This window comes from Telmatospirillum siberiense (assembly GCF_002845745.1).
Lineage (GTDB): Bacteria > Pseudomonadota > Alphaproteobacteria > Rhodospirillales > Magnetospirillaceae > Telmatospirillum > Telmatospirillum siberiense.
The window spans coordinates 70,770-82,707 of sequence record NZ_PIUM01000005.1 but is presented as its reverse complement, the minus strand read 5'-3'; the positions used below and the strand labels follow the sequence as shown (position 1 = coordinate 82,707).

Genomic DNA, 11,938 nt, shown 5'->3' with positions numbered 1-11,938 from the left:
TATTTGGTTGTGATCACCATTCGAATAGAGGCAAGGCACGATCCGTACCGGACAACCGAGGGCTTTACCCTACCATCCACGCTATCGTTGTCGTCAGACCGACTTTGGGAAACAATCGTCCCCATGCCCGGAGGATGGGTTTATTTCATGACGAACCGGCCCAACGGGACGCTTTATGTCGGCGTCACAAGCGATCTGGCACGTCGTGTCTGGGAACACCGGGAGGGGCAGGCCGACGGCTTCACCAAGCGGTATGGCCTGAGACGGCTGGTCTATGTTGAGCGCCACGAAGATATTTCGACCGCGATCCAGCGGGAGAAAAACCTGAAGCATTGGTCGCGGGCCTGGGAGGTTGCTTTGATTTTGAAAGCAAACCCGAACTGGGATGACCTCTACGAACAACTGATGTGATCCGTGAACGGCCGGCTCAAGGCCACGGCTGTCCGGCACGGATGTGCCCGGTTTATCCACCAAAGGTCGTCATGCCCGTGCTTGACACGGGCATCCACGTGCCCGCTTCAAATGACGTCGGCGATCTATGCAGTCATGGATTGCCGGATCAAGTCCGGCAATGACGGCTTTTGGTCACGGGCAACACACAAACTGTGCCGGGCATGACGCTTTGGCTGTAAATCGCGAAGATATTTCCGCCCCCTCGAACAGAGGGGCCGAACTGTTTTCAGATCCAGTTCGGCCCCTCCCGGTTCCAACGGTTCGGGCGGCAGGCCTTAGGCGGACAGGAGATCCTGAATGGCCGCCTTGACGCCCTTGGCTTCGATCGCCGTCAGCGCCTGTCCGACCTGTTCGGCCAATCCCGGCACCTTGGTCAGATCCTCGCCCCACAGATGGGTGTTCCCCAGCAGCGGAGCAGCCACCGCGGCGGCCTGACCGGCCTTCGCCGCCTTCCAGGCGGCGGCGAGGGTCTCGATCACCGCGGCGTCGTCCTTGATGGGATAGGATCCGGCATCGCGCTTTCCGGTATAATCGCCTCCCACCAGGTCACCCTTGTAGAACCACAGGAGGGCGGCCAGCGAGAAGGCCAGTCCGGACGGAGCCTTTCCATTCTTGGCGGCGAAGTCCTTGACGGTCGGCAGCACGCGAACCTTCCATTTCGACACCGAATTCAGCGCGATGGAAATCAGTTCGTGACGGATATAGGGGTTGCCGAAGCGCTCGACGATGGTCGCCGCGTAGCTCTGGCGCTCGGCCTCGGGCAGGGGCACGAAGGGGACGATCTCTTCGAACATCACTTTTTTCAGAAACGCCGAGACCGTGGCGTCGTCCATCATCGACTTCACCGTGTCCAGGCCGGCACGATAGGCGGCCAGGGAGCTGGCGGTATGGGCGCCGTTGAGGATGCGGACCTTGCGGGTCCGGTAGGGCTGCATATCGTCGGTCCACACCACATTGAGGCCGGCCTTGTGCAGCGGGAATTCCTCGGCCAGGGCCTTCGGCCCTTGAATAACCCAGACGTGGAACGGCTCGGCGGCCACCACCAGCGGATCCTTGTATCCCCAGGCGTCATAGAGGGCCGGCGCTTCCGCCGCGGGATAGCCCGGGACGATGCGGTCGACCAGGGTGTCGAGGAAATGGTTGTGCTTCTCGACCCACTCGCTGAAGCCGGCCTCCAGCTTCCAGCGCTTGGCATGGGAGAGCACGATGCGCTTCAGATTGGTACCGTTGGCCTCGATCAATTCGCAAGGCAGGAAGATCAGGCCGCTTTCCTTGGTGCCGCCCAGCTTCTGATAGCGGGCATGCAGGAGTGCCGCGACCTTGGCCGGGAAATTGTTCTGGCATTTGCCGGGCGTATAGGCCTCGTCGGCATCGGCGATACCGGCCTCGGTCGTGTTGGAGACGACGAAGCGCAAAGCGGGGCTGGCCGCCAGGGTCAGCATGGCGTCCCATTGTTCATAAGGGTTGAGGGACTGGGAGACGCAACTGATCACGCGCCGGGCCTCGACCTCCTGGCCGCCCTCGATGCCGCGCAGCAGAACCGTGTAGAGCCCTTCCTGAGCATTCAACGGCTCGGCCAGACCCTTGGCCAAGGGCTGGGCGATGGCGACGCCGCCCTTGAACAGTCCCTGGCCATTGGCGGTATCGACCATCCAATCGACGAATCCCCGCAGAAAATTTCCGTCGCCGATTTGCAGAATATTGACGGGATAAACCGGTGCTCCGGGCGTATGGGCCACATTGAGCTTTCCGCTGGCGAGCAGATCGCGTCGCAAGGTTTGCATAATTTCTTCCTTAACAGATTCGGACCGGCCGGAACGTGCCCCGGCCGGCATCCAACAATATCGGATCCCACCCGTCATACCCGCGACTTGGCCGAGTATGACGGGGTCATTTTGTCCCAGGCCTTAAAGTTTGTAGGCGGCCTTGACCAGGCGGTAGGCCAGATCCTGGGCGACCTCCAATGCCTCGTCGATATCCAGGCGGTGTTCGGCCACCAGACGGCCCAGGAAGCCGCAATCGATGCGCCGGGCCACATCATGGCGGGCCGGGATCGACAGGAAGGCCCGGGTGTCGTCGTTGAAGCCGACGGTGTTGTAGAAGCCGGCGGTCTCGGTGACCTGCTCGCGGAAACGCCGCATGCCTTCAGGGCTGTCGTGGAACCACCAGGACGGACCCAGCTTGAGGGCCGGGAAGTGACCGGCCAGCGGGGCGAGCTCGCGGGAATAGCTGGTTTCGTCCAGGGTGAAGAGGATGATGGTGAGTTTGCGCTCGTTGCCGAAACGGTCGAGCAGCGGCTTCAGGGCGTGGACATAGTCGGTCTGCGTCGGGATATCGCAGCCCTTGTCCTTGCCGAACTTGTTGAAGACGACCGGATTGTAATCGCGGAACGACCCCGGATGGATCTGCATGGTCAGCCCGTCGTCCAGGCTCATGCGGGCCATTTCGGTCAGCATCTGGCCGCGGAACAGTTCAGCGTCCTCAGGCGTCGCGTTGCCCTTGGAGACGCGCGCGAACAAAGCCTCGGCCTCGGCCTTCGGCAAGTCGGCGGTGAAGGCCGTCGGATGGCCGTGATCGGTCGAGGTGCAGCCGCCGTTCTCGATAAAATAGCGGCGCCTCTCGAAGAGGGCGTCGAGATAGCCGGCCCAGCTCTTGGTGTCCTTGCCGGTGATCTTGCCCAGCTCGGCCAGATTGCCGACGAAATTGGTGAAATGGGGATCGACCACGGGGTCGGGGCGATAGGCGGTGACCACCCGGCCCTTCCAGCCGCTGGCCTTGATCTTCTTGTGATGGCGCAAATCGTCGAGCGGCGATTCGGTGGTGGCCATCACTTCGATGTTGAAGCGCTCGTAAAGGGCGCGCGGCCGGAATTCCGGCCGTTCCAGGCATTCCGCGATGTGGTCGAAAAGCTTGTCGGCGTTTTCGGCGCAAGGAAGTTCCTTGATGCCGAAAACATCATGGAAGGCATGGGTGAGCCACATGCGCGACGGCGTGCCGCGAAACAGATGGAAGTTCGAAGCCAGCAGCCGCCAGATCTTGCGCTTGTCGCTTTCCGTGGCCCCGCCGTCGATACGCGGCACCCCCAATTCCTCCGGCGCGATGCCCTGGCTGTAGAGCATGCGGAAGACATAGTGGTCGGGCACGATGAACAGGCTGGCCGGATCGGGAAAAGGCTCGTTATCGGCAAACCAGGCGGGATTGGTATGACCGTGCGGGCTGACGATCGGCAGCCCGGCGATGGACTTATAAAGCGTGCGCGCGGCGTCGCGCGATGCCGGATCGGCCGGAAACAGCCGGTCGGGATGAAGCGTGAGTGGGGCAGTCATGGCGGACAACATCCTTCGAATGGGTTGCTCTGCTCGCGGACGAATGCAGCAACGAGACATCTGGACAATTGTGCAAAAAACTGAAATGGTCAAGCGGTAAGGCCAATTGGCCGGACAGATCGTGGATGCCACGCCTTATCCATTTGCCTGAAAGGCGAGGGGAAAGGCGTCTTCCGATAACGTTGAAATCGGCTGGGCATCTTCGGCGAAACAGCCCTCGGTAACGGTGCGATTTTAAGGACCCGCGTTGGGAATGCGTCATGACGCCCGCCAGGGGCGGCTTGGGACATTTCCGAGGGGCAGGTGGGTAAGCCGGCGTCCTTAAGAAACCTTCGCGCCCGCCCACGAGGCGGGGGGCACGGCAAACGTGCAGTGTTGGAGTTTCAGGTGAAGAAAATCAAAGGTTTGCGGTGGCGTATGCTGGCCCTGATGCTATTGGGGACAGTGGTGATCTACATCGACCGGAACGTATTGGGGGTTCTGGCACCGGTGCTGAAGGAACAATTGCATTTTACCACCGAGCAATATTCCTACGTCGTGAGTTGCTTCCAGATCGTCTACAGCTTCAGTCAGCCCCTCGCCGGTTTTCTCACCGATCTGATCGGCCCGCGCATCGGCTACGGAATCGCCGCTTTCGTCTGGGGAACGGCCTGCGCTCTGCACGCTTTTTCCAGTGGATGGATTTCCATGGCGGGATTCCGCGGTCTGCTGGGATTGAGCGAAGCGGTGGCCATGCCGACCGGCACGAAAACCTCGACCTTATGGTTCCCGCCGAAGGAACGCTCGATTGCCACCGGCTGGTTCAATTCCGGCTCCTCGGTCGGCGCCGCCCTGACACCGCCGCTGGTCATCTGGATTTCGGTGACATGGGGCTGGCAGATGGCGTTCATCATCACCGGCCTGCTCGGCATCCTTCTGTCGATCGCCTGGTATACGCTTTATCGCAACCCTGAAAACCATCCCCGCCTGTCCGACGAGGAGCGCGATTACATCGCCGCCGGCGACACGCTCGAACCCTTGGCCAAGCCATCGATCAAGGCCGTGATCAGGCAGAAGAAATTCCTGGGCATCGTTCTCGCCCGCTTCCTGACCGAACCGGCCTGGCAGACGTTTTCCTTCTGGATTCCGCTTTACATGGTCACCGCGCGGGGCATGGACATCAAGCAGTTCGCCCTGTTCGCCTGGCTGCCCTTCTTCTTTTCGGACCTGGGCTGCATCGGCGGCGGTTATCTGGCGCCCTTCATCCACAAACGCTTCAAATTCACCCTGGTCAATTCGCGCCTGACGACGATTTCGATCGGCGCCCTGTGCATGGTCGGCCCCGCCTTGATCGGCATGGTCAGCAGCCCGATCACGGCGATCTTCTGCTTCGCGCTGGGCGGGTTCGCCCATCAGATGCTCTCCTCCATGCTCTATGCGGTGGTGGGCGACGTCTTTGCGAAGCAGGAAGTGGCGACCGCGACCGGCATCGCCGGCATGTTCGGCTATCTGGGCGGCGCCCTGTTCACCCTGGTGGTCGGCCAGTTGGCCAGTACGGTCGGTTACGAGCCCCTGTTCGCCCTGCTCTTCGCCTTCGATCTGGTGGCGGCCGTCGGGCTGTGGATCTTCATCGGCGAAAAGAAGGGACCTCAAGGACTTGGGACTAAATAATGTAAGAGGGGCAAAACCCCGGGCACGCAGGTGCAGCAATTATCAGTTTCGTCATGGCCGGACTTGTTCCGGCCATCCACGCCGGGGGATGGCACAGGCGCTTCCATTGAGGTCAGTCAATTGAATTAACATGATTTTTTAAACCGTTTAAGCCTGAGAGGTTGCACGGCGTGGATACCCGGCACAAGGCCGGGCATGACGATTTCGAGTTTTGCTGCACCTGCGTACCCGCCCTTTCGCCCCAGAGCCTAAGGCGATCCTGAAGCCGGCTGAATGAGGGAAGGTCGTGAAAAAGGCGCCGGATAAGGCGCCTTTTTAAAAAACGGAAACCGCAGGCGTCGGAGTGGACGGGGAGGCGACCACTCCGACGGTAACGCAATCGCGTTCTGCGGATCCTGGCGACCAACTGATGGCCCGCTCTGATCGAACCGGGGAGGAAGAAGGGCGCATCAGCCCGATCAGTCCATCAGCGTTGTCGCTGAGTTGGATATTTACTAATCTTTTGATCCGAATCAAGCCAAAAATGCATATGGTTGGGCTATCATCCGACGAAAGTAAGAGGTGGCGTGTAAATTTTCTACACGCCACTTGTCCTTATTGAAGACTCGCTCTAATATGGCATCATGCCCCGGAGAATAGCCACCCATCCCAGGGTAAACCCACGGCGGCGGCTCCTTTGAGATCCGCCACCTCGTGATCAACGAAACGGGCGGAATCGCCATGGCCGACCAGGCTTTACCGGATCTCATCACCACCCCCTCCCCCGTTCCCCCGGCAACGGCGGAGACGAAACGTGGTCCCACGGTCCCCCCCTTCGATTACGTCATTTTCGGCGGCACCGGCGATCTGACCTTCCGCAAGCTGTTGCCATCGCTTTATTCGACGTTCCGCGACGGACTGGTCGAACCTTCGAGCCGGATCATCGGCGCGTCCCGCGCGGCCATGTCCACGGAAACCTACCGGGCCCGGGTTTTGGAAGCCCTGGAACGCCATCTGCCGGCCGGCACGTTGGAGGAAGACTCCTGCCGCGCCTTCCTGGCCCAGATCGAATATGTCGAGCTGGACGCCCTGGGAGGCAGCGGCTGGAATACGCTGGCCGCCCTTCTCGACAGCGGCAACGACAATGTGCGGGTTTTTTATCTGGCCACCTCGCCGGACATTTTTGGACCGATTTGCCGGCAGTTGCAAAACGCCGGAATCATCAACGGGAAGTCGCGGGTCGTCCTGGAAAAGCCGATCGGCCATGATCTCGGCACGGCGCGGCAGATCAATCATGACGTCGGACAGGTTTTCCAAGAGCCGGCGATTTTCCGCATCGACCATTACCTGGGCAAGGAATCGGTCCAGAATCTCCTGGCGCTGCGGTTTGCCAATTCCCTGTTCGATCCGCTGTGGAACAGCCGCTATGTCGAGCATATCCAGATCACCGTCGCCGAGACGGTCGGCGTCGAAGGACGCGGCGGCTATTACGACCGGTCCGGCGCGTTGCGCGACATGGTGCAAAATCATCTGCTCCAGGTTCTTTGCCTGGTCGCCATGGAACCCCCCTCCCACCTCGCCACCGAATCCGTCCGCGATGAAAAGCTGAAGATCCTGCAAGCCCTGGCGCCGATCACCCGCGACGAGGTCGTCCAACGCACCGTGCGCGGTCAATATCGCGGCGGCGCCATCGACGGAAAGGCCGTGCCCGGCTATCTCGACGAACCCGGGATATCCGAGGATAGCCAGACGGAAACCTTCGTCAGCCTGAAGGCCGAGGTTCATAACTGGCGCTGGGCCGGCATGCCCTTCTACCTGCGCACCGGCAAACGGCTGGCCACCAAGACCTCGGAAATCGTCGTGCAGTTCCGCCCGGTTCCCCATTCCATTTTCCCGGGCTATTCCAGCAGCGATCTGATTCCCAACAAGCTGGTGCTGAGGGTTCAGCCCAACGAGGGCGTCCATTTGCATATGATGGCCAAGGAGCCCGGCCCGGGCGGGCTGCGGTTGCGGGGCGCCGTGCTGAATTTGAGTTTTTCCGATACCTTCAAACAGCGCTTTCCCGACGCCTATGAACGCCTGCTGCTCGACGTCGTCCGCGGCAATCCGACATTGTTCATGCGCCGCGACGAGGTCGAGGCGGCCTGGCGCTGGATCGAACCCATTCTGGAGGGCTGGCGTGAATTCGACCTGCGGCCCAAACCTTATGTCGCCGGTACCTGGGGCCCCTCGGCCTCGGTGGCGATGATCGAGCGGGACTTCCGTTCCTGGCATGACGAGGTGTCGCCGGAAGGCTGAAGCACCGACAAGCCCTCGATCCCCATGGCCGTCGCAGACAGACATGACGCGCTGTGGCAGGATGCGAGCCCCGCCGACATATATCGAGAAGACGTCTATAAAGATCTTTCGGGACCAAACGACCAAATCAGGTGACCGTATGACACATTTCGAGGGTTCCATTTTCGAGCGGATCCGCAGCTCGATGGAACAGATGCGCCCTTCCGAACGCAAAGTTGCCGACTACATCCTCAATCAACCCGAGAAAGCCATTTCCCAGGGTATTTCGGCGATGGCCGCCGACAGCGGCATCAGCGATCCGACGGTTCTCCGCTTCTGTCGCGCCATCGGCTATGACGGATTTCAAGATTTCAAGCTGGGCCTCGCCCAGTCCATCGCTATCGGCACGCCGGGCGTCCATCAGGGCATCGAACCCGACGACCGGGCCCCGACCCTGGCGGCAAAGATCTGCGCCCTTACCGTTAGCGCGGTCAACGATCTGGCCAAAAAAGTCGATTGGGACCAGGTCGACCGGGCCATCGATGTTCTCGCCGCCGCCGCGCGCATCGAATTTCACGGCGCCGGCGCCTCGGGCGCCGTGGCCATCGACGCCCAGCACAAATTCTTCCGCCTCAACGTGCCGGTGGTCGCCTATGTCGACCCCCACATGCAGATCATGTCGGCGGCCAGCCTCAACTGCGGCGACGCGCTGGTTTCCTTCTCCTACACCGGCCGCGCCCGGGAAGTGGTCAACGCCGCCCGGCTGGCCCGCGAACGGGAAGCCAGCGTCGTGGCCGTCACCACGGCGGGAACCGCCTTGGCCGAAATCGCCAGTCACCCCATCTGTCTGCCCCTCATCGAGGACACCGAGCAATACACGCCGATGACCTCGCGGTTGCTGCAATTGGTGATCGTCGACATTCTCGAGGCCGGCGTGGCGCTCCGGCGCGGCCCCAGCCTGTCGCCCCATCTGCGCCGACTGAAGGAGGCGCTGATGCATGCGCGTCTCGAAGTCTCGCCTGCCGGCGAAAGAGAGTAGTCGTCTCGCCCCCGCCGCCCTCCTCCACCCCGACGACAAGAAGGCTGAATGACGTGACCCCGCCAAACACCCCCTTCGAGACCGCACCCGCCGCCGATACCGCCGACAAGGACCGCCCCTTGCGTGACGACACCCGGCTGCTCGGCCGGCTGCTGGGAGATGTCCTGCGCGCGCAGGAAGGCGAGGCGATTTTTTCGGCCGTCGAGCGGGCCCGGCAGGCCGCGGTCCGCTACAACCGCCAAGGCGACGAATCCGCCCGCCAGGAGATGGCCGACATTCTGAACGGCCTGTCTCTCGACGCGGCCCATTCGGTGGTGCGGGCTTTTTCCTACTTCCTGCATCTGGCCAATCTGGCCGAGGACCAGCATCACATCCGCCGCAACCGCGACCATGCCATCGCCCATTCGAGACCGCGCGAAGGCAGCCTGGCGCGGGCGCTCGAACGCCTGGACGAGGCGGAGGTCACCGCCGACATGCTGAAAGGCTGTGTCGACAAGATGATTGTGAGCCCCGTGCTCACCGCCCACCCCACCGAAGTACAGCGGAAAAGCATCCTGTCGCTGCAGCGGCGGATCGCGCTCCTGCTCGATGAACGCGACCGCGCCCGCCTGACGCCGGAGGAGACCGAGGAAAAGGAGGAGGATCTTTACACCGCGATCCTCACGCTGTGGCAGACCCGTCTGCTGCGCCCGCAACGCCTGGCGGTCATCGACGAGGTGAAAAACGCCCTGTCCTTCTACGGCGACACCTTCTTCACGCAACTGCCGATTCTTTACGGCCAGTTGGAAGACCTGCTCAAGCGCCGCCACCCCAACCGCGACTGGCATCTGCCGCCCCTGCTCAAGATCGGCTCCTGGATCGGCGGCGACCGCGACGGCAATCCCTTCGTCACGGCGCCCATCCTCAAGGAGGCGATGCGCCTGCAATCGACGACGGCGCTGGGACAATATCTGACGGAAATCCACAACCTCGGCGCCGAGCTGCCCCTGTCGCAACTGCTCGTCGAGGTCTCTCCCGAGTTGGCCGCGTTGGCCCAGCGCTCTCCGGACCATTCACCGCATCGCCTCGACGAACCCTATCGCCGGGCGCTGACGGGGATCTATTCCCGCCTCGCGGCCAGCGCCTGGGCCCTTGATCATCAGGACTCGCCGCGTCACGCCATCGGCAAGGCGGAACCCTATGCCGACAGCGCGGAACTGGCGGCGGACCTGCAGATTCTGGCCTCGTCGCTGGCGGCCAACGGCAGTGCCCGACTGACGACGCGCAGGCTGCAAAGATTAATTCTGTCGGTCCAGGTGTTCGGCTTCCATCTGGCTCCGATCGATTTGCGCCAAAACTCCGATGTCCATGAACGCTCGGTGGCCGAACTGCTGCGCGCCGCGGGCCGGACCGCCGATTACGCCGCCTTGTCCGAAAACGAGAGAATAACCCTTCTCTCCGAAGAGCTGTCCAGCCCGCGCCCGCTTTATTCCGCGCATCTCGACTATTCGGAGGAAACCAATGGCGAGTTGGCGATCTTCCACACGGCCCGCGAGATCAAGCTGAAATATGGCGACGCCGCCATCACCAACAGCATCATCTCGAAAACCGACAGCGTTTCGGACCTGCTCGAACTGGCCTTGTTGCTCAAGGAAACCGGCCTGTTGAAGGTGGGGCCCACCCCCCGCCTGTCGGTCAATATCATCCCGCTGTTCGAAACCATCGAGGACTTGCGCCAGGCGCCCGTCATCATGGACCGCCTCCTGTCGCTGCCGATCTATCGCGATTTCCTGCAAAGCCGCGACGATGAACAGGAAGTCATGCTGGGCTATTCGGATTCGAACAAGGACGGCGGCTTCCTGACCTCGGGCTGGGAACTTTATAAGGCGGAGATCGGCCTGGCCGACGTCTTCGCCCGGCATCAGATCCGCCTCAGGCTGTTCCATGGCCGCGGCGGCTCGGTGGGCCGGGGCGGCGGCCCCAGCTATCAGGCCATTCTCGCCCAGCCGACGGGAGCCGTTTCCGGCCAGATCCGCATCACCGAACAAGGCGAGGTGATCGCCTCGAAATATTCCTCGCCGGAAGTGGGCCGCCGCAATCTGGAGGTGCTGGTCGCCGCCACCCTGGAGGCGACGCTGGTCGATCTGGAGAACAAGGTGGAGCCGTCCGGCGCCTTTCACGACACCATGTCGAAACTTTCCGAGCTGGCCTTCCACGCCTACCGCGACCTCGTCTATGAAACGCCGGGCTTCAAGGAATATTTCCGGCAGTCGACGCCCATTTCGGAAATTTTCGATCTCAATATCGGCTCACGTCCGGCATCGCGGACCAAATCCGACCGGATCGAGGATCTGCGCGCCATTCCCTGGGTGTTTTCCTGGGCCCAGTGCCGCCTGATGCTGCCGGGCTGGTTCGGTTTCGGCAGGGCGGTGGAAAATTGGCTGGCCGACAATCCCGGAGGCCTGGCTCTGCTGCAACGCATGCATCGGGATTGGCCGTTCTTCCGCACGCTGCTCTCCAACATGGACATGGTCCTGTCGAAAAGCGATCTGACCATCGCCCAGCGCTACGCCAAGCTGGTCGAGGACCCCGCCCTGGGGACGCGGATTTTCGAACGGATCAAGGAGGAATGGCTGCTGACCCGCCAACACCTTCTGGCCATTACCGGACAAGACGATTTCCTGGCCGACAATCCCCTGCTCGCCCGCTCGATGCAAAACCGCTTCCCTTATCTGGATCCGCTCAATCATCTCCAGATCGCCCTTTTGCGCCGGTACCGGGCCGGGGAAAGCGACGACCGCCTGAAACGCGGCATCCATCTCACCATCAACGGCGTCGCCGCCGGACTGCGCAACAGCGGTTGAGCGGCGATGAGCGCAAGAGTTCTTCCAAAAATAGCAGCCCCTTCCCATCCTTCCCGCATAAGCGGAGAATGGGTCGAAAGACCACAAAATGAAACGGTCTTACCGCTTGACCAATTTGGCGGGATGCACCATTGTCAGGCGCAATTTGGACGAGCTCGCCAATTCGTTGACGCGCCTCGCGCTTGGGCGCCCCTCCATCGGGGATCCTTACCGCCCCATGTCGCTCGCCGAAGCGAAAAGCGACGATCGCGGCGTATTGGCCGGATGATCTTCCGTCTTCATTCGCACGGTTCGATCCCCGATTTCATCGCCGGACTCCGGCTCTTATTGCAACCCCATGGCACCGCGTGAGCGGCGCCCAGTTTCTCAAG

At 61.7% G+C, this 11,938-nt stretch carries 7 protein-coding genes; 5 read left to right on the top strand and 2 right to left on the bottom strand.

Annotation, left to right across the window (positions count from 1 at the left end):
* The first annotated feature begins 123 nt into the window (after positions 1-123).
* Positions 124-411, top strand: a complete 288-nt coding sequence (locus CWS72_RS06670) for a GIY-YIG nuclease family protein (protein ID WP_101249802.1) — start codon at positions 124-126, stop codon at positions 409-411.
* Positions 412-728: 317 nt separating this feature from the next.
* Here CWS72_RS06670 and CWS72_RS06665 read toward each other — a convergent pair whose 3' ends face one another.
* Both CWS72_RS06665 and uxaC read right to left on the bottom strand, forming a co-directional pair.
* Complete coding sequence (locus CWS72_RS06665) at positions 729-2,237, bottom strand: tagaturonate reductase (RefSeq protein WP_101249801.1); 1,509 nt, start codon at positions 2,235-2,237, stop codon at positions 729-731.
* Between the two features lie 123 nt (positions 2,238-2,360).
* Positions 2,361-3,779 carry a glucuronate isomerase gene (uxaC, locus tag CWS72_RS06660; RefSeq protein ID WP_101249948.1) on the bottom strand — a complete coding sequence of 473 codons (1,419 nt, stop codon included), beginning with the start codon at positions 3,777-3,779 and terminating at the stop codon, positions 2,361-2,363.
* Between the two features lie 387 nt (positions 3,780-4,166).
* Between uxaC and CWS72_RS06655 the strand changes: the two genes are divergently transcribed.
* The 4 genes from CWS72_RS06655 to ppc all read left to right on the top strand — a co-directional run bounded on the left by CWS72_RS06655 (position 4,167) and on the right by ppc (position 11,567).
* The gene (locus tag CWS72_RS06655) at positions 4,167-5,429 is read left to right on the top strand and encodes an MFS transporter (RefSeq protein ID WP_101249800.1); all 1,263 of its coding nucleotides are present in this window, start codon (positions 4,167-4,169) and stop codon (positions 5,427-5,429) included.
* A gap of 693 nt (positions 5,430-6,122) precedes the next feature.
* The gene (gene zwf / locus CWS72_RS06650) at positions 6,123-7,706 is read left to right on the top strand and encodes a glucose-6-phosphate dehydrogenase (protein WP_241911613.1); all 1,584 of its coding nucleotides are present in this window, start codon (positions 6,123-6,125) and stop codon (positions 7,704-7,706) included.
* Positions 7,707-7,845: 139 nt separating this feature from the next.
* The gene (gene hexR, locus CWS72_RS06645) at positions 7,846-8,724 is read left to right on the top strand and encodes a transcriptional regulator HexR (protein WP_158240533.1); all 879 of its coding nucleotides are present in this window, start codon (positions 7,846-7,848) and stop codon (positions 8,722-8,724) included.
* 53 nt (positions 8,725-8,777) lie between these two features.
* Complete coding sequence (ppc, locus tag CWS72_RS06640) at positions 8,778-11,567, top strand: phosphoenolpyruvate carboxylase (RefSeq protein ID WP_101249798.1); 2,790 nt, start codon at positions 8,778-8,780, stop codon at positions 11,565-11,567.
* The last annotated feature ends 371 nt before the right edge of the window (positions 11,568-11,938 follow it).